General features: G+C 60.8%; 6 protein-coding genes. 4 read left to right on the forward strand and 2 right to left on the reverse strand.

What is annotated here, in order from left to right; genetic code table 11:
• Positions 1 to 728: 728 nt before the first annotated feature.
• The gene (locus AC1DWG_RS29720; protein WP_477765547.1) at positions 729 to 1,439 is read left to right on the forward strand and encodes a response regulator; all 711 of its coding nucleotides are present in this window, start codon (positions 729 to 731) and stop codon (positions 1,437 to 1,439) included.
• Positions 1,440 to 1,484: 45 nt separating this feature from the next.
• On the opposite strand, the gene AC1DWG_RS29725 is transcribed toward AC1DWG_RS29720, so the two are convergent.
• Positions 1,485 to 2,993 carry a sensor histidine kinase gene (locus AC1DWG_RS29725; RefSeq protein ID WP_477765546.1) on the reverse strand — a complete coding sequence of 503 codons (1,509 nt, stop codon included), beginning with the start codon at positions 2,991 to 2,993 and terminating at the stop codon, positions 1,485 to 1,487.
• Positions 2,994 to 3,065: 72 nt separating this feature from the next.
• Between AC1DWG_RS29725 and AC1DWG_RS29730 the strand changes: the two genes are divergently transcribed.
• On the forward strand, positions 3,066 to 3,599 hold the full coding sequence (locus AC1DWG_RS29730) for a hypothetical protein (RefSeq protein ID WP_477765545.1): 534 nt from the start codon (positions 3,066 to 3,068) through the stop codon (positions 3,597 to 3,599).
• Between the two features lie 298 nt (positions 3,600 to 3,897).
• Positions 3,898 to 14,658: a peroxidase family protein gene (locus AC1DWG_RS29735; protein ID WP_477788731.1), complete on the forward strand. Its 10,761-nt coding sequence runs from the start codon at positions 3,898 to 3,900 to the stop codon at positions 14,656 to 14,658.
• A 199-nt stretch (positions 14,659 to 14,857) separates the two neighbouring features.
• Here AC1DWG_RS29735 and AC1DWG_RS29740 read toward each other — a convergent pair whose 3' ends face one another.
• Entirely contained in the window at positions 14,858 to 15,244 is a 387-nt protein-coding gene (locus AC1DWG_RS29740; RefSeq protein ID WP_477788732.1) for a hypothetical protein, read from the reverse strand.
• A gap of 517 nt (positions 15,245 to 15,761) precedes the next feature.
• Here AC1DWG_RS29740 and AC1DWG_RS29745 point away from each other — a divergent pair.
• On the forward strand, positions 15,762 to 25,265 hold a 9,504-nt coding region (locus tag AC1DWG_RS29745; protein WP_477788733.1), incomplete at its 3' end, for a peroxidase family protein.

Here is a 25,265-nt window from a genome sequence, read left to right on the forward strand (position 1 = left end):
ATTGTGGCCATGCTCATAAGGCTGTACCTCTTCTGTAGTTCGCTTGACAAGGACCTAATGTGACACGTGATGAGAGTGAAGTTCACTGCACCGCGACGAACGTGCCTGCCTGAAAAGCCTGTAGTGGCTGCAAACTCCCGGCAATTCCCCGCGCTTGACGCCTCTCGACCATTCGTCCTTTAAACCCCGTATTTGTTGGGCAAAGTCCGTTTCTGAAGGAGGTCATGACATGTCATGACGGATTTTTCGCGCGGTGGTTGTGACAGTACGTGGACCGAAAATGCCTGCTATCGAGCCAGGGGGAAATGTCGGGTATTGGCTGTGGATTCAACCGGTCGATGCAACAGACTGGCTCAATCTGTTGCATCGACCGGTTGAATCCACGTCGCCTCAGGGCCATCAGCCCCAAGCAAAAGCGGTCGGTATCTCCATAAGTGGGGCATTACACCCACCCAACCGGGCGTTTACCACCTGATTTGAGGAATATCCCCCCCTCACCCTTTCTCTCGCTTCAAACACTCAGAAACAGCCTGTTAATTCATTTGAACTTTATCTTCGCCCTATTGAAATGGCTCATTAGTTGCAACCCCCCTTGGGTACCCGCAACAGCTGTCGTCCCGGACATCATGGAGACGGCGGGGCTTGCCGGATTGGGCATGGCGCGAGGGGTGAAAAATGAAACGTGCGACACCACTATGCAGCTCCATCGGCTCTTATGAGGAGTTCTTATGAGTTCCATGATCAAGATTGGCATCGTTGATGATCACCCGCTGTTAAGGGATGGGGTCACAATGGCGCTGAAGAAAATAGCTGACTTTCAGGTGGTCGGGCAGGGCGGGTCTGCCGATGATGCCCTGGAAATTGCCGCTCGTTTTGCTCCGGATGTTTTGCTGATGGATGTAAATATGCCGGGCGATAGCTTTGCTGCCGTGCGAGCGATCTCAGCTTCTTCACCGGCAGTTAGAATTTTGATGCTGACGGTATCTGAGTCCATCGAGGACGCCTATACCGCCCTCGAAGCAGGCGCGCAGGGATATGCGTTGAAAGGCATAAGCGGTCGTGAACTTGTACAAGCCATCAGACAGGTTGCCGGTGGTGAAACCTTCATTACACCCAAGCTTGCCAGCAAGCTCTTAGGCAGCTTCAGAAAGCACGCGGGTGATAAGCAAAAGGTCGAACTGACCCATCGCGAAGAACAAGTTATCCGGGAGGTATCGAAGGGCCTGACTAACCGCGAGGTTGCTATCAAGCTTGAGCTCTGCGAGAAGACAATCAAGCACTACATGACGAATGTCATGTACAAGCTACGGGTTCGTAACCGGACGCAGGCAGTCGCAGCAGTGAGACGGCATTGGGAGAGTGACCATATCCCCAGCTTATGTGGTGCTCTTCAACGCCGCGACTTGAATGACAATGGTAAGACAAGTAACGGGCGATAAGCGCTTGCGGTTACTTGGGTGCAACGATCATTTTGTCACGGATGATCAGATTCTGAACTGCGCCCTGGCTTTGGTTCCGGCATGGGGCGCCGATTCAATGATGAATATTCCGCCGAGGGATTCGACGCGATAGCGCATGCCGACAAGGCCCAGATGAGTCCTGCCTCGACTTGGCACACTCGGTTTCTCGGTTGGAATACCCACTCCTGCATCCTCGACTTGCACTTCCAGTAGCCCTTCGAAGTGAGAGGCGCTGAGTTTTTGGCCTTTTCCTCCGGCGTGAATATAGGCATTGTTCAATGCTTCCTGGGCGAAGCGGTAAATACAAATTTTATGCGCTATCGGTACATCGTCCGCAAGCGTATCAAGCTGCAGTTCGACTCGCGTCTCGGTTCGCTCTTCGTGCCGCCCGGCAAGCAATACCAGCGCATCGTGCAGGCTCAGATCATTGACTTCCGGAAGTGCCAGGTCGAGTGATATTTCCCGCACTTCGTTTAAAGCATCCTCGCCGGCACGTCTTATCATTTCGAGGACTTCCCCATCCGAGGCGCCTTGCGAATCTTCGAGCTCTTCAAGGCGAAGGAGAATAAGCGACAACAGCTGAGCAGGACCATCATGAAGATCTGCCCCGATCCGACGGAGAGTGAGTTCATTGATTCTGGAAAACTCACGATTAGCTGTAGTGACTTTGCGCTGAAGGGCGGTATTATTTGAGTGCAACTTTGCTTGCTCATGCATTCGCCATTTAAGTGCTGATTCCTGCTGCTTTATGATCTTGTCGTCACGCCGAACGATAAAAAATAACAGCAAAAGCATGGCCATCGTTGCTGCACCAACAATCGCCCATACTTTCTTACGAACGTTATTGATTTCGCGCTGTAACGCTTCCGCGGTTTCGTAGAACTCACCAACCGCAATAATCTTTCCAGTACCTGCTTCGCGCAGTGGAGCAAAAATTTCATAGAGCGGAATATTCAGGCTTCGCTCAAAAGCATCCTCAATATCATCCGCAGTATCATCCTCAAGATCACTGTCCAGTTCTGTATAGATCTTGCCTGTCAGCGCCTGTGAGATCTCCACTGTCGGAAAATGTTTTTGGACCGCTGATTTGTCGGTGCTGTAGACAATCGTGCCGTCTGGAAGCCAGATTTTCACCGAGACAACATGTGTACTGAACGAGGTGCTGGACAGCAGGTGATCAATGGTCTGAATAGTGCCATCGGGGAGTTCTTTGGCAGTGGTTAATCCCTGGACGAAGGGTTCGAGAAAGTTCTGCATATAACGCGCCCCCGTCTCCGCCGCCGTTTGAACCGTTGCATCTTCGATACTCTGGCTTACGAGGTTTCCAACGAGCGTCATGGTCAAACCCAGAATTATTGTGGCGCAGATGACGAACTGGGTTGAGCGGCTCAAATGGCGCAATTTCGCCCGGGTGCCCTGGCTCCCGGGCACTGCGCTACTGGACGTTTGGCCAGTGTCTGATTCGACCAAGGTCTGATCCGAATCATTGACCAAGGTCTCAGAATTTGATTGGGCTTTCGTCTCTGTACACATCCGGGTAGCACCTCAATACTCATTTTTAATGGAGTGTATAGCTAGCGTTTGAGGTTGAAGGCGGGAGGCGCGATGAATAGTTTAAAAAAAAGATGCTCGATCAATCTGGGTAATCGCTATCTCCGGCAAAAGCAGCCGGAGGTTATTACCAATAGTGTGGTCGGTCATTCGCGCCCTGTACTGTCACTTTACGGCCATACAGGCCAGGATGGAAACGAATGTACGCTTGGCGTTCAAGTCAAGCTCAGTTCACTTGGAATCTCTGTTGAGAAAACGCTCCAGTACAATTTTCAGTACAACAGCGCGAGTGTTCCACTCAATCAGAACCAAACCTGCGGTTCTAATGATTTCCTGACTCCGCCACCAGGCGTGTGGAACCCGTCTCCAATACAGACTAGTCAATTCGTAGTCGTTGCCAGTTTGCTCATGGATAAAAGGCTTGTTGACGAAGCCGCATGGACGCAGAACCGTGCCATCACCCCTCAGGAACTTCCGGACTATGGCGATTTTCGCGAGCCTATTCCGGCCAATGACTCTGATCGCTGGATGTGTGGCATCTGTGACAAGCCCCCTATGCCTGAGAGAGCAATATGGACAGACGCATAGAGCCCCGATACGTGACGGGGCCTTTAGTAAGTTACGCCATCTATTCAACCTGCGTTCATGGGCCGTCGCCTCCTTGAGGCGCAATACCAGCCTGTAGTTACGGTTGTCATGGGGAATTGATCCTCAGTCGAGCACTGCTGATCGCATGCGATTCAGTAAGGGCTCGGTGCGGCCGTTGTACCAGGTCCCGTCGTTCAATTTTAGATTTTTATTTATGGGGTTCAGCACTAAACCACGCGTTTGCAGCCGTGTTTTATGCGTGTGGTTTCCTGATTAGTCAAGCATCGAGGAAACAGCCATGGCCAGCTTCATCAAGTCCGATCTCGAGTTCATTCTCGAACAAATTTTCATCGCTGAACGGAATGCGGCAGGCGCGAGTCTGGCTGACATGCTGCCGAACGTAGAAGTACCCTTCGGCCTGCGCACCGTCTCCGGCATCGACAACAACCTGGCCAATCCCCAGTTCGGTGCCGCCGACAATTTCTTTCCGCGTATGACGACGCCGGTGTTCAATACCGCGCAGGTCCAGCCGGTCGGCTTCTTCGGCCCCGCCGATCCTGGCGGAACCACGCCGACCTCCTACCTGCAGACCAGCGGTTTCGTCTTCGACTCGCAGCCGCGCACCATCAGCAACCTGATCGTGGACCAGACCGCCAACAACCCGGCGGCAGTCGCGGCTGCAGCGGCCAATCCGGATTCACAAGTCGTCACCAGCCCCGGTCTGGATGGCCTGTTCGGCACCGCCGACGACGTTTCCGTCTTCCAGATTCCCAATATCACGCCGGACGCGGGCCTGACCGCGCCGTTCAACCAATGGATGACTTTCTTTGGCCAGTTCTTCGACCATGGCCTGGACCTGGTCACCAAGGGCGGCAGCGGCACAGTCTTCATTCCTTTGCAGCCCGACGACCCGCTCTTCGTGCCGGGCAGCCCGACCAACTTCATGGTGCTGACGCGCGCCACCAATCTGCCCGGCCCCGACGGCATCCTCGGCACTGCCGATGACATCCACGAGCAGAGCAACACCACCTCGCCCTTTGTCGATCAGAACCAGACCTACAGCTCGCATCCCTCGCACCAGGTGTTCCTGCGCGCCTATGAGCTCAACGCAGCGGGCGATCCGGTCGCCACCGGCAAGCTGATCACCAATCGTGACCTGGGTGTCGATGGGCATTTCGGCACCGCTGATGACGTCGAAATCGGCGGCATGGCCACCTGGGCAATCGTCAAGGCCCAGGCCCGTGATCTGCTCGGCATCAACTTGACCGATGCGGACGTGTTCGACGTACCGCTGCTGGCGACCGATGCTTACGGCAACTTCATCAAGGGGCCCAACGGTCTCCCTCAAGTCGTGATGAAGGGCGCGGACGGCATTGCCGGCACGGCCGATGACGTGCTCGTCGAGGGTAATCGGGCTGCACCGATCAGCCTGACGAACGCTGTGCGCACCGGTCACCAGTTCCTCATCGACATCGCCCACAGCGCCGATCCGACCGGCGGCCTGACGGCTGATGCGGACACCGTCATTGGCGGCCCGCAAGCCCCCGGCACCTACGACAACGAACTGCTCGACAAGCACTACATCGCTGGCGATGGCCGGGTCAACGAGAACATCGGCCTGACCACGGTGCATTCCATCTTCCACAGCGAGCACAACCGCCTGGTTGACCAGACCAAGGAGACGGTGCTGGCCTCCGCCGACCTCGACTTCCTGAACAAATGGCTGATGCCCGACGCCCAACTGGCGGCGTTGCCGGTGACGGCGGCCGACATCGCGGCCCTGCACTGGAACGGTGAGCGGTTGTTCCAGGCCGCCAAGTTCGGCACCGAGATGCAGTACCAGCATCTGGTGTTCGAGGAGTTCGCGCGCACCATCCAGCCGCAAGTGGATGTCTTCCTGGCACCCATGGGTAACGACACCACGATCGACGCGTCGATCGTCGCCGAGTTCGCGCACACGGTCTTTCGCTTCGGCCACTCGATGCTGCTGGAGACGGTCGATCGTTTCGACCCCAACTTCAACGTCGTCGGCGACGGCAATCCGGTTGACCCGGGCAATCAACAGACCGGTCTGATCGCGGCCTTCCTCAACCCTCTCGCGTTTGCTGCGAGCGGCCCTACCCCTGAGCAGGCGGCTGGCGCCATCGTGCGCGGTATCACGCGGCAGGTCGGCAACGAAATCGACGAGTTCGTCACTGACGCTCTTCGCAACAACCTGGTCGGCCTGCCGCTGGACCTGCCCGCGCTCAACCTGGCGCGCGGCCGCGAAGCCGGCATCCCGTCGCTGAACGAGGCGCGGCGCGAGTTCTACCACATGACCGGCGACAGCCAGTTGACCCCCTACACGAGCTGGGCCGATTTCGTGCAGCACATGAAACACCCGGAATCGCTGGTCAACTTCATCGCCGCCTATGGCACGCATTCGAGCATCACCGGCGCCACCACGCTGGCGGACAAGCGCGCTGCGGCTGCTGACCTGGTGTTCGGCAGCGCCACGGCGCCGGCTGATCGCCTGGACTTCCTGAACAGTACCGGCGTCTGGAGCAGCAATGCCGGTGCGGACGGTATTCTGCACACCGCAGACGACGTGACCATCACCGGCCTGGACAACGTCGACTACTGGATCGGCGGCCTGGCCGAGGAAAAAATGCCCTTTGGCGGTCAGCTGGGTTCGAGCTTCAACTTTGTCTTCGAAACCCAGTTGGAAAACCTGCAGAATGGTGACCGCTTCTACTATCTGGCCCGCACCGCGGGACTCAACTTCGGCACCGAGCTTGAGAACAATTCGTTCGCCAATCTGGTGATGCTCAACAGCGACGCAACACACCTGCCGGCCAACATATTCCTGACGCCGGCCTTCATCCTGGAGGTCGATCCGACGCACCAGTTCAACCAGAGTGTGGTGGCCGGCCCGGACGGCATCGTCGGCACGGTGGACGATCTGCCAGCCAACGCCGACCCCTTTGGCCCGTCGGACCACCCGATTGGCTCACCACGGATTGACCATTTCACGCCGCTGGTGATCCGCGACAACCCCGCCACAGTGGGTCTGGATACCAACTACCTGCACTACACCGGCGGCGATACGGTCGTGCTTGGCGGCACGGCCGGCGACGACATCCTCATTGCCGGCGACTCGGACGACGACACCGTCTATGGCGACGCCGGCAACGACCGCCTCGACGGTGGCTACGGCAACGACAACGTCTTTGGCGGTGCCGGCGACGACATCATCACCGACATCGGCGGCAGCGACACCCTGCGCGGCGAGGACGGCAACGACGTCATCCAGGCCGGCAACTCGACCCTCGGCCTCAACAACCTGGTCTTCGGCGGCGCTGGCAAAGACTTCATCATCACCACCGAAGACATCACCATGACCTTCGCCGGCGCGGGCGACGATTTCATCCTCGGCGCCAAGGTCAACCTCGCGCCGACCGGCAACGAAGGCGACGACTGGATCGAGGGCGGCACCCAGGACGGTGCACCCGGCGATAACATGAGCCCGACATTGTCCGACGATGTGCCCGGTAACGACATCTTCATCGGCACCGGCGGATTCGATGAAATGATCGGTGAAGGCGGCGACGACACCTTCGTCGCCAGCGACGCTCAGGACAAGATGGACGGCATGTCCGGGTTCGACTGGACCACCTACAAGAATGACAAGTACGGCGTGACCGTCGACATGGTCGTCCCGTTCTTCAGTCCCTATCACCCTGTGCCCGATGCCGCGGGCAATATCGTGGGCGCGTTTGCGCAATCGGCCGATGCGGTCTATGACCGGTTCGCGGAAGTGGAGGGCTTGTCGGGGTCGGCCTTCTCCGACTTCCTGCGCGGCGATGAACAAAACGCGGCCATCATCGCCAACATCACGGCCAGGGGCAGCATCCTCACCAACTTCGATCTCGTCAGCGGCCTGCGGGCCTTCGTCGGCAGCGCCGGTTTCGGTGCCGACGGTATCGGGGGGACGGCCGACGATCAGTTCGGCGCGGGCAACATCATCCTCGGCGGCGATGGCAGCGACATCATCGAAGGCCGTGGCGGTAGCGACCTCATCGACGGCGACAAGTGGCTCAACGTGCGCATCAGCGTGCGTCAGAACATTGATGGCACCGGGCCGGAGATCGCCACTTTCGACAGCATGACGCCGATGATCCCGCTCATGCTGAACGGCACCTACAATCCCGGCCAGCTCGTCGCCGTGCGTGAGATCCTGTCGGGCGCGGGTGGCTTCGACACCGTCAACTTCATGGGGCCGCTGTCCAACTACACAGTCTCCGTCAACGATAACGGCACCCCGGCCAACTTTGCCGATGACATCGTCACCGTGACCGACAATGTCGGCAAGGAAGAAACCGACCGCCTCACCAACATCGAACGGCTGCAGTTCTCCGATCAGTCCATGGTCCTCGTGCCCGGGCTCAACGCTGAGCCTGTGGGCGCGCTGACGGTGGATAACACCGCGCCGACCGTTGGCCAGATACTGACCGTGTCGGCGGCAGGCCTCACCGATGCCGACAACGCGGGCGGGGCGATCCACAATTCCATCAGTTACATATGGCAGTTTGAAGCGGCACCGGGCTCGGGCGTCTTCGAGGACATCATCCTCGGCCCAGGCCGCATCGGTATCGGATTTACCAGAGCGGACGCGCCCACGCTCACGGTGACGGCGGATCTTGCCGGCCTGGCAGTGCGTGTCAAAGGCATCTATGCGGACGATCATGGCGTGACCGAGCAGGTATTCTCGGCACCGACTACGGCAGTAGTGGCCGGGGCGCCGGCCCCCGCAGCGGCGCCTTCGCTGATCGATCCGCAGACCACTGCCCCCAGCAACGGTGTGCGTTACACGCAATCCGACCTGGCGTTCATTCTTGACCAGATCAAGATAGCGGAACACCACGCGGCCGGTGAGAACCTGAACTCGCTGCTCCCGAACATACGGGTGCCGTACGGTTTGCGCACGGTCGAAGGGACGGAAAACAACCTGCTCCATCCCGAGTTCGGTGCCGCCGATAACGTATTCCCGCGTCTGACCACGCCGGACTTCCGCCCGGCCGACGCCGGTACGAGTTACACCCAGACCAGCGGCCTGGTGATCGACTCGCAGCCGCGCACCATCAGCAACCTGATCGTCGACCAGACCGCCAACAACCCGGCGGCGGTCGCGGCCACCTTCGATCCCGGTCTGGATGGCGTCCTCGGCACCGCTGATGATGTCTTGAAAGTTGGTGCTCAGGTGGTTACCGGAACCCGCACCGACGGCACGACGTTCCAGACCTTCTTCGACCCGAACGTGAGCCCCGACGCGGGCCTGACCGCGCCCTTCAACCAATGGATGACCTTCTTCGGTCAGTTCTTCGACCATGGCCTGGACCTCGTCACCAAGGGCGGTTCGGGCACCGTGTTCGTTCCGCTGCAGCCGGATGACCCGCTGTTCGTGCCTGGTAGCCCGACCAACTTCATGGTGCTGACGCGCGCCACCAATCAGCCCGGCCCCGATGGCATTCTGGGCACGGCTGACGACATCCACGAGAACACCAACACCACCTCGCCGTTTGTCGACCAGAACCAGACCTACAGCTCGCATCCTTCGCACCAGGTGTTCCTGCGTGCCTATGAGCTCAACGCAGCGGGCGATCCGGTGGCCACCGGCAAGTTGATCGAAAATCGTGATCTGGGCGCCGATGGCGTGTTCGGTACGGCCGACGACGTCGGGATCGGTGGCATGGCCACCTGGAAGGTGGTCAAGGCGCAAGCCCATGATCTGCTCGGCATCAATCTCACCGATGCCGATTTCAACAACGTGCCACTGCTGGCGACCGACGCCTACGGCAATTTCATCAAGGGTCCGAATGGTTTCCCACAGGTGGTGATGTTGGGCCCGGACGGCATTGCCGGCACGGCCGACGATGTGCTCGTTGAAGGCAATCCGGCGGCGCCCATCAGCCTGCTCAACGCCGCGCGCACCGGCCATGCCTTCCTCAACGACATCGCACACACCGCCGTTCCGATCGACGACGTGACCGGCGCAGCACTCCTGCCCGATGTGGACACTGTTGTTGGCGGTACGCCTGCGCCGGGCTTCTACGACAACGAATTGTTGGACGCGCACTACATTGCCGGCGACGGCCGGGTCAACGAGAACATCGGCCTGACCACCGTCCATTCGATCTTCCACCATGAGCACAACCGCCTGGTCGATCACACCATGGCGGTGGTCCTCGCGACAGCGGCAAGTGGCGATGTGTCGTTCCTGAACGAGTGGCTGCTGACGCCCGTCACTGCGGTTCCCGCCGACACCTCGACCCTTGACTGGAACGGCGAACGCCTGTTCCAGACCGCGAAGTTCGGCACCGAGATGCAGTACCAGCACCTGGTGTTCGAGGAGTTCGCGCGTACGATCCAGCCGATGGTCGATCCCTTCTTCGCCCCGGGCCAGGTGTACGACACTGCGATCGATCCGAGCATCGTTGCCGAGTTCGCGCACACCGTCTATCGCTTCGGGCACTCGATGCTGCTGGAGCAGGTCGACCGGCTGGATCCGAACTTCGCCTCGAGCGATATCGGGCTGATTCAGGCCTTCCTCAACCCGCTCGAGTTCGCGGGCAGCGGCCCCACTCCGGAACAGGCGGCCGGTGCCATCGTGCGCGGCGTGACCCGCCAGGTGGGCAACGAGATCGACGAGTTCGTCACTGAAGCCCTGCGCAACAACCTGCTGGGTCTGCCGCTCGATCTGCCCGCCATCAACCTGGCGCGCGGCCGCGATACCGGCATTCCGTCCCTGAACGCGGCGCGGCGGGAGTTCTATCTGCCTACTGGCGACGCAGAACTCAAGCCTTACACCAGTTGGGCCGATTTCGTGCAGCACATGAAGCATCCGGAATCGCTGATCAACTTCATCGCCGCCTACGGCACGCACTCGACCATCACCAGCGCCATCACGCTGGCGGACAAGCGCGCCGCGGCTGCGGACCTGGTGTTAGGCGGCGCGACCGCACCGGCCGACCGTGTCGACTTCCTCAACAGCACGGGAGCCTGGGCCAGCACCGCGGGTGCGGACGGTGTTCTGAACACCGCAGACGACGTGACCATCACCGGTCTGGACAACGTCGACTTCTGGGTTGGTGGGCTGGCCGAGGAGAAGATGCCCTTTGGCGGCATGCTCGGCTCGACTTTCAACTTCGTCTTCGAGAACCAGATGGAGAAACTCCAGGACGGCGACCGCTTCTACTATCTGGAACGCACCGCCTCGATGGACTTTGGCGCCGAACTGGAGAACAACACGTTCGCCAATCTGGTGATGGCCAATACCGACGCAACACACCTCTCGGCCAGGGTTTTCCTGACGCCGGCCTACACTCTGGAGGTCAACCAGGCGAACCAGTACAACCCGAGTGTGATTGCCGGTCCCGACGGCATTGTCGGCACCATCGACGATCTGCCGGCCAGTGCCGATCCTTTTGGACCGTCGGACCACCCGAATGGCTCACCGCGCACTGACTTCCTCACGCCGCTGGTGATCCGCGACAACCCCAACACAGTGGGCCCAGATACCAACTACCTGCACTACACCGGTGCCGATACGGTCGTGCTCGGCGGCACGCCCGGCAACGATATCCTCATTGCCGGCGACTCGGACGATGACACGGTCTATGGCGATGCCGGTAACGATCGGATCGATGGCGGCTACGGCAACGACCAACTCTTTGGCGGTACCGGTGACGACATCATCACGGACATGGGCGGCGACGACGTCATCCACGGCGAGGACGGCAACGACGTCATCCAGGGCGGCAACGGCCTCAACCTGATCCTCGGCCAGGCCGGTCAGGACTTCATCGTCACCGGCGAGGACGCGGCTGACACCAGCGGCGGCCTGGGCAACGACTTCATCCTCGGCAGCAAGGCGAACGAATTCGCGCGTGGCGGCGAAGGCGACGACTGGATCCAGGGCGGATCCGCCGATGGCGTTGCCGGCGACAACTTCGACCCATTCGGCAACGATCCGATCAATGGCAACGACGTCTTCATGGGCGATGGCGGACCGGACAACTTCGACGGGGAGGGCGGTGATGACATCATGATCGGCAGCCCCAGCGAGGCGGACCGCTTCATCGGGTTCTCCGGTTACGACTGGGCGACCTTCAAGGACGATCCGGCCGGCGTGACCATCGGCCTCAACTCCAGGCTGCGCTTCTTCGATCAACCGGCGGTGCCTGGCTCCAACGCGTCGATCCTTGCCCGGTTGGACCTGGTGGAAGGGCTGTCGGGATCGTCCCATGCCGATTTCCTCAGTGGCGATGACTCCACTGCCGACTTGCTCGCCATCGCTGGCGCCAAGGGCAGCGTGCTCACCAACTTCGACCTCATCAGCGGCCTGCGGGACTTGGTCGGCAGCGCCGGCAACGGCGCGGATGGCATCGCCGGCACAGCCGACGATAAGTTCGACGGGGGCAATATCGTCCTGGGTGGCGCCGGCAGCGACGTCATCGAAGGCCGTGGCGGCGATGACATCATCGACGGCGACAAGTGGCTCAACGTGCGCATCAGTGTGCGGCAGAACATCGATGGCACCGGGCCGGAAATCGCCACCTTCGACAACATGACGCCACTGGTCCCGCTCATGTTGAACGGCACCTACAACCCCGGCCAGCTCCAGATCGTCCGTGAAATCCTGACGGCGCCCGGTCCTGACTTCGACACGGCGCTGTTCTCCGGCAATTTTGCGGATTACACCGTGATCGAAAACGTCAACGGCACCTTTACGGTCATCGACAGTGTCGCTGGCAGGGACGGGACCGACACCCTCAGCAATATCGAGCGGTTGCAGTTCGCCGATCAGGCGCTCGTGCTCGGCGGTTTGAACTCGGCGCCAGTCGGTTCGCTGACGATCGACGATCCTACGCCCGCCGTCGGCCAGACGCTGACGGTATCGGCGGCCGGCATCACGGATGCCGACAACACCGCGACCGGCGGCGCGATCACCAGCCCCATGAGTTTCTTCTGGCAGTTCGAAGCGCGCCCGGGCTCGGGCGTCTTCGAAGACATCACCTTCTTTGCCGCCGGAGAGGTCTCGCGCGCGGAGGGTACGACCGCCACAGTGGGCTCGGAACTCAGGATCGCACCACCGGCGACCCTCATTGGCGCCGTGCCGGCTATCCCGGAACTCGTCGTGGCAGCCGGACTGGCTCTGCGCGTCAGGGCGGTCTACAAGGACGCCAATGGCGTGCTGGAGGAGGTGTTCTCGGCGCCGACCGCAGCGATCACGCCGGCCGGTACCGGCACCGTCAATGTCCTGCCGGTCGGAACGGTGCTGATCAGCGATACGACCCCGACGCCAGGCTCAGCCTTGACCGCCACGGATGCATTCACCGACGCCAACGGGACCACGACCTCGGTGATTACCCATCAGTGGCAGGTGGGGAGCGGTGCGCTCTTTACCGACATCGCCGGCGAGACGGGCACGACCTTCACGCCCAGCCAGGCGCAGACCGGTCTGCAACTGCGGGTCGTCGCGAGTTACGTCGATGACCTCGGCACACTTGAGCGGGTCACTTCTGCCGCAACGACAGTGGTCGGCGAACTGTTTGTCGGTACCGCCGGTGCCGACATATTCACCGGCACAATAGGCGACGACCTGGCCAGCGGAGGTGATGGCAACGACATCCTGAGCGGCTTGGGCGGCAACGACATCCTCAATGGTGACGCGGGCAATGACATTCTCATCGGGGGTACGGGTGCCGACACGATGGCCGGCGGTGTGGGCGACGATGTCTACGAAGTCACCGACCTTGGGGACGTGGTGACCGAGCTCGCCGGTGCCGGTAACGACACGGTCTGGACCTCGCTCTCGGGCTACACSCTGAGTGCCAACGTCGAAAATCTGTTTTTCGGCGGCAGCGGCGACTTTGCGGGYASCGGYAACGCGCTCGACAACAYRCTCGTGGGCGGTGCGGGTAACGACGTCCTGATCGGTGGCGCAGGTGCCGACACGATGGYCGGCGGTGGCGGCAACGATGTCTACGAAGTCACCGAGCTTGGGGACGTGGTGAGCGAGCTCGCCGGTGGCGGCAGCGACACGGTCTGGACCTCGCTCGGGAGCTACGTCCTGGGTGCCAACGTCGAAAATCTGTTTTTCGGCGGCAGCGGCGACTTTGCGGGCACCGGCAACGCGCTCGACAACGTGATCGTGGGGGGGGCGGGTAATGACGTCCTCGTCGGTRACGCAGGTAACGACCTCATCATCGGTGGCGCAGGTGCCGACACGATGGCCGGCGGTGTCGGCAACGATGTCTACGAAGCCACCGAGCTTGGGGACGTGGTGAGCGAGCTTGGCGGTGAGGGTATTGACACGGTCTGGACCTCGCTCGGGAGCTACGTCCTGGGTGCCAACGTCGAAAACCTGTTTTTCGGCGGCAGCGGCGACTTTGCGGGCACCGGCAACGTGCTCGACAACGTGATCGTGGGGGGGGCGGGTAATGACATCCTCGTCAGTGCCGCAGGTAACGACCTCATCATCGGTGGCGCAGGTGCCGACACGATGACCGGCGGTGTCGGCAACGATGTCTACGAAGTCACCGAGCTTGGGGACGTGGTGAGCGAGCTTGGCGGTGAGGGTATTGACACGGTTTGGACCTCGCTCGGGAGCTACGTCCTGGGTGCCAACGTCGAAAACCTGTTTTTCGGCGGCAGCGGCAACTTTGCGGGCACCGGCAACGCGCTCGACAACGTGATCGTGGGGGGGGCGGGTAATGACGTCCTCGTCGGTGGCGCAGGTAACGACGTGATGAGTGGCGGCGTCGCCGGCAACGATATCTTCGCGTTTGCCCCAGGCTTCGGCAACGATACGATCCTGAACTTCGGAGCCAACCCGGCTGCAGGGCAGGACTTGCTCGATATCACGGGGATGGGGGTCACTAGCGCGGTGTTCGCGACCAACGTGAGCATAACGGCTGACGGGGCAGACACCGTGGTCGGGATCGGAGCGGACTCCATCCGCCTTGTGGGTGTCAACAGCGCGGCCGTTGATCAGACGGACTTCATTCTGGTCGTCTGAGGTCCTGGTCAGTACCGTCGCAGGAGGGCGGAACAGTAGAGGGGAGGGCAATGGATGCCCTCTCTTTCTCCTTCCACTCAATCGCCTCATGAATGCATTCGGTGTGGGTATTCAGGGAGGGCTGAATCGACCAGGGTTTTGCAGCGATAGCGATGATCATGGCGTTGCGAGCTGCTCTCGCATAATCGGAGACGTTTTTCTATTTTTCCGGCGTGAAATAGCTCTTTTCAATAGCTTCGCGGGTCGAAGCAATGATTTCCTTGCGAGTTCGTTCTTTCTCGACTGCTCGGGACAGGACTAGCGCTCCCACACATTGAGCGATGACGGCCCATGCCGCATCAGGGCTACGGAGACGATCGGCCCAGGCTTTCTGTATTTGCTTCAGGCCTTTTTCGACGGCCACCCGTACCTCCGGTTCGGCGCGCGCAATCTTTCCACCCAAGGCTGGAAGGACACAGCCTTCTTCTGGATGAAGGACATGAAAGGTACTCAGGTAGTTGCGTAAACATTGCTCCAGCTGTTCGCCTGATGCGTTTTGTCCACCAGCCAGCATTTCGCTGCTGTTTCGAATCTCATCCTCAATCACCGCCTGAAACAGCGGCTAGAAATAACATTTCGCTCTATACCTGCACTCAACTTCCTATATGTCTTTTAAAAACAGATAGTTGAGAGTCCTAACACCGATCGTCTGTTTTATCGACGTAAAATTGACAAAGATTTGCTATGGAACTTTAGTCTTAGTTATCGGGGGACCCGCCCGCCTGAAGCTTGCCATCGCTTTGGCAACGCAAGGCGCGGTGATTCTCCTGAGAGGAGCAGAATTATGTCGATCATTTCGTGCTTTTGCAGAGGGAAGGGGCTGTCCAGGACGTTCGCCTTCACTTCCAGATTCCATGGCCCGCCCAGGGCTCGAATCCGCTCTGCCTGATCGCCCGGCGAGCAATTCATTTCGCGAATTCCAGGCGTGTATCCCGGGTCCCGGGTAACGCCAGAGCTCTTGCAAAAAAACATAACCAACAAACTGCGCAAGCCAGCACTTGACTTGGCGCGGGAGGATTTTCTCGTCCCGTGCCTTTACCCAAATAGATCGAGGGCAATCCAAAATGGCCAATTTCAACAAGTCGGACCTGGAGTTCATCCTCAAGCAAATCTTTATCGCAGAAGCGAATGCCGACGGCACCGGCCTCATTGATTTGCTTCCCAACACTCAGGTGCCATTCGGCCTGCGTACCGTCGATGGCAGCTTCAACAACCTGGTCACCGGCCAGAGTGAGTTTGGCACCGCGGACAATGCCTTCCCGCGCCTGCTCGATCCCTCGTTTCTGGATGCATACGCCGGGACAGGGTCGGTGACCGATCCGCAACCACGGATCATCAGTAACCTGATCGTCGACCAGACCGCCAATAACCCGGCGGCCTATGCCGCAGCGTTCGACCCGGGCCTGGACGGTGTGCTCAACTTCGGCGTGGTGGGTGCGGGTAATGACGACGTCCTCAAGGAAGGCGTACAGATAGTCACCAGCCCCGGGCTGGATGGCGTGTTCGGCACGGCCGATGACAAGGACGTGTTCTTCATGCCCAACGTGTCGCCGGACGTCGGCCTGACCGCCAGCTTCAACTCGTGGATGACCTTCTTCGGCCAGTTCTTCGACCACGGTCTCGACCTGGTCACCAAGAGCGCTACCGACTTCGTGTTTATTCCGCTGCAACCGGACGATCCGTTGTTCGTAGCGGGCAGCCCGACCAACTTCATGGTGCTGCCACGTGCGGTGCGTACCGCCGGCGCAGACGGAGTACTTGGCACTGCCGATGATGGCCAGCCCAACACCACCTCGCCTTTCGTCGACCAGAGCCAGACCTACAGCTCGCACCCTTCGCATCAGGTGTTCCTGCGCGAGTACGTGCTCAATGCGGACGGCGATCCTGTTGCGACAGGGCGCTTGATTACCAACCGCGATCTCGGCGCCGATGGCTTGTTCGGCACTGCCGACGACGGCAACGGCGAAAATGGCGGCATGGCGACCTGGAAGGTGGTCAAGGCGCAGGCCCGTGACATTCTCGGCATCAACCTGACCGACGCCGATGTACACAACGTACCGCTGCTGGCGACCGATGCTTACGGCAACTTCATCCGCGGGCCGAACGGCATGCCGCAGGTGGTGATTCGCATCAGCAACGGTGCTGACGGCATCGCCGGGACGGCGGATGACGTCACTCAACTGGTCGAAGGCAACCGGGCAGCGCCCATCAGTCTGGCCAGCGCCGTGAGCACCGGGCATGGCTTCCTCGACGACATCGCCCACAATGCCGCACCGGTAGTCGTCGGTGGGGTTCTGCAGGCGGATGCCGACATCGCTGTCGGCAATGCGCAGCCCGTTGGTCCGGGCGGCAACAACCTGACCTATGACAACGAACTGCTCGACGCCCACTACATTGCCGGCGACGGCCGGGTCAACGAGAACATTGGCCTGACCACCGTGCACCATGTGTTCCACTCCGAGCACAACCGCCTGGTCCAGCAAACCAAGGACACCCTCATAGCCGCCGGCGACCTGGCCTTCCTCAATGAGTGGCTGGCAGTCGACGTGGCCGCGATTCCGACTACACCCGCCGAGATTGCAGCGTTGGTGTGGGACGGCGAACGCCTGTTCCAGGCCGCCAAGTTCGGCACCGAAATGCAGTACCAGCACCTGGTGTTCGAGGAGTTCGCGCGGACCATTCAGCCGCAGATCGACGGATTCCTTGCGCCCAATGGCTATGACACCTCGATCAACCCGGCAATCCTCGCCGAGTTCGCCCACGTGGTGTACCGCTTCGGTCACTCGATGTTGACCGAGACCGTCGATCGCTTCGACCCCGCGTTCAATCCGCTCCTCACCAACCCGGCCAACCCGGACTCGCAACTGGGTCTGATTGCGGCCTTCCTCAACCCGCTGGCGTTCGCCAGCAGCGGGGTGACTGCGGACCAGGCGGCTGGGGCGATCGTTCGCGGTGTGACCCGCCAGGTCGGCAACGAGATCGATGAGTTCGTCACCGAAGCGTTGCGCAACAACCTGCTCGGTCTGCCGCTCGATTTGCCGGCCCTGAACCTGGCGCGTGGTCGCGACACTGGCATCCCCACCTTGAATGAGGCGCGGCGTGAGTTCTATGCATCAACCGGTGACAGCCAACTCAAGCCATACATCAGTTGGGCTGACCTGGCGGACAGCCTCAAACACCCCGAGTCGCTGGTCAACTTCATTGCGGCCTTTGGTACGCATTCCTCGATCACGGCGGCGACCACGCTGGCAGACAAACGCGCTGCAGCCCTGGCGCTGGTACTCGGTGGTGCAGGTTCGCCGGCTGACCGCCTGGACTTCCTTAATAGCACCGGTGCCTATGCCAACGTAACGACGGCCGGTAAAGATGGGGTACTGGGTACTGCAGATGACCTGACGGGCGTGACGATCACGGGCGTCGACGACATCGACTTCTGGGTCGGTGGCCTCGCCGAACAGAAGATGCCGTTCGGCGGCATGCTCGGCTCGACGTTCAACTTCGTGTTTGAAACCCAGATGGAGGCGTTGCAGAACGGCGACCGCTTCTACTACCTGTCGCGTACCGCGGGCCTGAACTTCGGCACTGAACTGGAGAACAACTCCTTTGCCAAGCTGATCATGCTCAACACCGATGTCACCCACCTGGCGAACACTGTGTTCCTGACGCCGACGTTCACCCTCGAAGTGAATCAGGCCGCCCAGTTCACCGGCCTGGGCGTGGACAGCCGTGCCGATCCGACGGGCGGCATCATGATCAACGGCGTGGAAGTCGTGCCGCTGGTGATTCGCGACAACCCCGACACCGTGGGGCCGGACACCAATTATCTGCATTACACCGGTGAAGACCATATCGTCATGGGCGGCACCGCCGGCAATGACATCATCATTTCCGGTGACGGCGATGACACCCTTTACGGCGACGCCGGCAACGACCGCCTCGAAGGCGGTGCCGGGAACGATGCGGTACTGGGCGGCGCGGGCGATGACATCATCAGCGACTCGTTCGGCGACAACCGTCTGGAAGGCAATGCCGGTAACGATGTGATCGTGGTTGGCAGCATGCTTGCCGCAGGCAACCTGATCCTGGGTGGCGATGGTCAGGACTTCATCATCACCACCGAAGACATCAGCACCACCTTCGGCGGTCAGGGTGATGACTTCATCCTCGGCGCCAAGACCAACCTGCCACCGACCGGCAACGAAGGTGATGACTGGATCGAGAAGGGCACCCAGGACGGTGCGCCTGGCGATAACTTCTCGCCGTTGCTCAATGACGATGTGATCGGCAACGACATCTTTGTCGGTGGTGGCGGTTTCGACGAAATGATCGGCGAGGGTGGCGACGACATCTTCGTCGGCAGCGATGCCCAGGACAAGATGGACGGCATGTCCGGCTTCGACTGGGTCACCTACAAGAATGACAAGGTTGGCGTGACCGTTGACCTGAGCCTGGCCGCACTGGCGCAGCCACACGGCAATGCACCCAACCAGAATGCCGGCGTGTTCAATCCGGTCGGCGCCTCGCCTGCCTCGATTCTTGACCGTTTTGCCGAGGTCGAAGGCTTGTCCGGTTCGAGTTTTGGCGATGTGCTCAAAGGTGATGATGTCGATGCAGTCACTATCATCAACCACGGCGGTACCACGGGCAGTGCGCTGACCAATGTCGCGCTGATCCGCGGCCTGGACCAGTTCCTGGCCGATGCCGGATTGCCGGTCACTGGCTTTGCCACTGGCAACATCATCCTCGGCGGCAATGGCAGCGACCTGATCGAAGGCCGCGGTGGCGATGATCTGATCGATGGCGACAAATGGATCAACGTCAGAATTGCCGTTTATGCCGCCGGCGACGTCAACCATACCGGCCCTGAGATCGCTACCTTCGACAGCATGGTCGATATGATCCCGCTCATGCTGGACGGCACCTTTAACCCCGGTCAACTCAAGGCTGTGCGGGAAATCATGCCCGGTACCTCAACGGGCGGGGCGGCCTTCGACACCGCCATCTTCTCCGGGCTTCAGGCCGAGTATACGGTTACCGTTGACGACCGCGGCACGGCCACTTTGGCGGACGATGTCTATACCGTGATCGATAGCGTCGCGGGTCGCGACGGCACCGATACCCTGCTGCATATCGAACGCCTGCAATTCGCCGATGACCAGCTAGTGCTGGTGCCGGGGCAGAATGCCCAACCGGTTGGCAGTCCTACCGTCACGGATGGCAACGGCGGGGCGATAACGGTGGGCGACACGCTGACGGTCAGCGTCGCCGGGGTGCGCGATGCCAACAACGTCGCGGCGGGTAATCCGCAGGGGCTTATCACCAACTCCTCGGTGTCCTACATCTGGCAGTTCGAGGCAACCCCAGGCAGCGGCGTATTCGAGGACATCATCCTGTTGCCGGCTGGCGACCTGGCGTTCCAAAGCGCCGACGGTACCGCGTTCAAGGTCTCTCCCGACCTCGCCGGGTTGTCGTTGCGGGTCAAGGCGATCTATCAGGACGGTCACGGCACCACGGAGATCCTGTTCTCCACGCCGACGGCTGCCATCGTTGCCGGTGCACCGGTCACGCCAACGGCGGCGGTACCTGTAGTCGATGCCACCGCGGGTGGCGCGGGCCTGCACATGGTCCGCTCCGACCTCAACTTCATTCTTGACCAGATCAAGATTGCCGAGGCTGATGCGGCCGGTCAGGACATCCTCTCGCTGATCCCGAATATCCGCGCGCCGTTGGGCCTGCGTGCGGTCGACGGGTCGAACAACAACCTGATGAACCTCAATGGCAACAACCACACCGAGTTTGGTGCCGCCGATAACGTCTTCCCGCGCTTGACCGATCCGGTCTTCAATCCGGCGGAAGCTGGAACGTCGTATGCGCAGAACAGCGGCCTTGTGATTGACTCGCAGCCGCGCACCATCAGTAACCTGATCGTCGATCAGACGTCGAACAACCCGGCGGCCTATGCCACGGCCTTCGACCCGGGCCTGGACGGTGTGCTCAACTTCGGCGCGGTGGGTAACGACGACGTGCTCAAGGATGGCGTACAGATTGTTGCCAGTCCCGGGATGGATGGACAGTTCGGTACCGCCGACGACCACGATGTGTACCTGTTCGAGAACACCGCGGCGGATGCGGGATTGACCGCGCCGTTCAACGCCTGGATGACCTTCTTCGGGCAGTTCTTCGATCATGGTCTGGACCTGGTGACCAAAGGTGGTTCGGGCACCGTCTTCATCCCGCTGCAACCGGATGATCCGCTGTTTGTGCCAGGTAGTCCGACGAACTTCATGGTGCTGACCCGCGCGACCAACCTGCCAGGGGCGGATGGCATTCTCGGCACGGCCGACGACATCCATGAGCAAACCAATACCACCACGCCGTTCGTGGACCAGAACCAGACCTATAGCTCGCACCCGTCGCATCAGGTGTTCCTGCGCGCTTATCAAATGACCGACAACGGCCCCGTAGCGACCGGCAGGCTGATCACCAACCGTGATCTGGGTGTGGATGGCACGTTTGGTACCGCGGACGACGTCGAAATCGGTGGCATGGCGACCTGGAAAGTGGTCAAGGCACAGGCCCGCGACATCCTGGGTATCAACCTTACCGATGCCGATGTCGATAATGCCCCGCTATTGGCGACTGACGCCTATGGCAATTTCATCAAGGGGCCGAACGGCTTCCCGATGGTCGTGATGAAGGGTGTTGACGGTCTTGGTGGCACGGCTGATGACGTCCTTGTCGAAGGCGATCCGACTGCCCCCCTTGACCTGACCAATGCTGTGCGCACCGGTCACCAGTTCCTCGTCGACATTAACCACAATGCCGCGCCGGTAATCGTCGGTGGGGTTCTGCAGGCGGATGCCGACACCGCTGTCGGTAATGCGCAGCCCGTTGACGCGGGCGGCAACAACCTGACCTATGACAACGAACTGCTCGACGCTCACTACATTGCCGGCGACGGCCGGGTCAACGAGAACATCGGCCTGACCGCGGTGCATGCGATCTTCCACTCCGAGCACAACCGGCTGGTTGCGCAGACCAAGGACACTGTGCTCGATTCGGGTGACGTGGCCTTCCTCAACGAGTGGCTGCTCACTCCGGTGGCCGCATTGCCAACCACCCAGGCCGAGTTCGATGCGCTGCTGTGGAATGGCGAGCGCTTGTTCCAGGCTGCCAAGTTCGGCACCGAAATGCAGTATCAGCATCTGGTGTTCGAGGAGTTTGCGCGGACCATCCAGCCCCGAGTCGACCTGTTCTTCGCACCGACCCAGGTCTACGACGTCGACCTCGATGCCTCGATCGTCGCCGAGTTCGCCCACACCGTGTATCGGTTTGGCCACTCGATGCTGACCGAGACCGTCGATCGCTACGACATCGACTTCAACGTGATAGGCGATCCGGCCAGCGCTAATCCCGATCAGCAAATGGGCTTGATCGCGGCGTTCCTCAACCCGTTGGCGTACGCCGCCAGTGGCGTATCGCCAGAGGATGCGACCAGCGCGATCATACGTGGGGTGACTCGGCAAACCGGTAACGAAATCGACGAGTTCGTCACCGAGGCGCTGCGCAATAACCTGCTCGGCCTGCCGCTCGACCTGCCGGCGCTCAACATCGCCCGTGGCCGCGATGTGGGGATTCCCTCACTCAATGCGATCCGCCGCGACATCTACAGCCAAACCGGTGATACCCAACTCAAGCCGTACACCAGCTGGGTCGATCTGGTGCAGTACCTCAAACATCCGGAGTCGTTGATCAACTTCATCGCGGCCTATGGCACGCATGACACGATCACGGCGGCGACCACGATGGACGGCAAACGCGCTGCAGCCCTGGCGCTGGTCTTCGGTGGTGTGGGGGCGCCGGCTGACCGCCTGGACTTCCTCAACAGCACCGGTGCCTATGCCAACGTAACGCTGGCCGGCACGGATGGCGTGGTGGGCACTGCCGACGATCTGAAGGGTGTGACGGTCACTGGCGTCGATGCCATCGACCTGTGGATCGGCGGCCTGGCCGAACAGAAAACCCCGTTCGGCGGCATGCTCGGCTCGACCTTCAACTTCGTGTTCGAGAACCAGCTGGAAAAACTGCAGGACGGCGACCGCTTCTACTACCTGGAGCGTACCTCTGGCCTGTCGATGAATGCCGAACTTGAAAGCAACTCGTTCGCCAAGCTGATCATGGCCAACACCTCGGCCACGCACTTGCCGGGCCTGGTGTTCTCGGACCCGGGGTTCTATCTGGAAGTGGACCCGGGCAAGCAATTCAACGAAGGCCTGCTAGCCCTCGATCCGCTCGGCCCGAACGGCGAGCAGGTGGTGTTCCGCGACAACCCGCTGACCGTGGGGGCGGACACCAACTACATCCGCTACAACGGTGCCGAGCACATCGTGCTGGGTGGCACAGACAACGCAGACATCCTCATCTCCAGTGAAGGCGATGACACAGTCTGGGGGGATGGCGGCAACGATCGCATCGACGGCGGTGACGGCAACGACCAACTGCGCGGTGGTGCCGGTGACGACATCATCACCGACACCGGTGGCGACGATAACATCCAGGGTGGCGACGGCAACGACGTGCTGCACGGAGGCAACGGCATCAACCTGATCATTGGCGGGTTCGGCAGCGACTTCATCGTGACCGGTGAGGACGCCTCCGAGGCCATTGGTGGCCAGGGTAACGACTTCATCCTGGGCAGCAAAGCCAACGAACAGGACATGGGTAACGAAGGCGACGACTGGATCGAGAAGGGTACCTCGGACGGTGCGCCTGGCGACAACTTCGATCCGCTCGGCAACGATCCGGTAATCGGCAACGATGTATTCGTCGGCGGCAACGAGAACGACAAGTTCAACGCCGAAGGCGGCGACGACATCATGGTCGGCAGTCTCGGCATGGGTGACCGCTATATCGGCGGCTCCGGCTATGACTGGGCAACCTTCAAGGATCTCGCCCAGGGCGTGACCATCGATTACAGCGACCGCTTCTTCGATGTGCCACCGATGCCGGGTTCGGGAGCCTCGGCGCTGGTGCGTTTCGACATCATGGAAGGCCTGTCGGGTTCGTCCCACGGTGACTTTCTGCGCGGTGATAACGAAGATGCGACATCGCTACCCACCGCGGGTGCAACCGGCAGTGTGCTGACCAACATCAGCCTGATCAACGGTCTGGCGGGGCTGCTGCCAGTCGGAGCGACGTTCTTCGACGGCGGCAACATCATCCTCGGTGGTAGCGGCAGCGACCTCATCGAAGGCCGCGGTGGTGACGACATCATCGATGGTGACAAGTGGCTGAACGTACGCATCAGCGTACGGGCAAACGCTGATGGCACTGGCGCGGAAATCGCCACGTTCGACAGCATGGCGCCGATGGTTCAGGCAATGCTGAACGGTACTTACAATCCGGGCCAGCTGGTCATCGTGCGGGAGATTCTGACCGGCACTGACAGCTTCGACACCGCGGTGTTCTCCGGTAATGCGTCGGAGTACAGCGTCGCTGTCGATGGCAACGCCGTCATCGTGACCGACCTGGTGGCCGGGCGTGATGGCGTCGATCGCCTGACGGGCATCGAGCGTCTGCAGTTCGCAGACCAGGCGCAGGCGTCCGGCGTCGGCACCGCATTGAACAGCGGTCCTGTGGGGCGTCTGGCGATCCTCGATGCCACCACCGGTGCGCGTACCGATGCGCCTGTCGCCGGCCAACTGCTGCGCGTCAGCGATCAGTCGATACGCGACGCGGACAGTGTGAGTGCGGCCAATCCGACCGGCGCGGTTACCGGTCCGGTGGCTTACTACTGGCAGGTCGAAAACGTTGCGGGCTCGGGTGTCTTTGAAGACATCACCTTTTTCGCCGCTGGCGAGGTATCGCGGGCAACCGGCGCCACCTATCTGGTGGCGGACGATGTCGCCGGTCTGAACCTCCGCGTTCGGGCGGTGTATCAGGATGCCCAGGGTACGCTGGAGATCGTCGATTCTGCGGGGAACAGCGTAGCGACCGCAGGGCCGACCATCCTCGGGCTTGCGTTTCTGAACGAGGTGTTGACCGCCGACCCGTCGAGCATCGTCGACGTCGATGGCCTCAGCAATCCGCAGTTCACCTTCCAGTGGCAGGAGACCAATGGGGTCACCTTCGTCGACATCGCCGGAGCCACCGCTAGCACGTTCACGCTTGGCCAGACTCAGGTCGGCGATCAGGTGCGCGTGGTGGTCAGTTACGTGGATGACTTCGGTACGGCCGAAAGCATTGCGTCCGACGCTACGGCCCCGGTGGCCGCCGGTACTCTGTTTGTCGGTACCGCCGGTGTCGACATATGGACCGGCACGGCATTCGACGACATTGCCAGCGGAGGTGCTGGCAACGACATCCTGAGCGGCTTGGGCGGCAACGACATCCTCAATGGTGACGCGGGCAATGACATTCTCATCGGGGGTACGGGTGCCGACACGATGGCCGGCGGTGTGGGCGACGATGTCTACGAAGTCACCGACCTTGGGGACGTGGTGACCGAGCTCGCCGGTGCCGGTAACGACACGGTCTGGACCTCGCTCTCGGGCTACACCCTGAGTGCC

It is taken from the genome of Pseudomonas sp. P4_B3 (genome assembly GCF_056402295.1).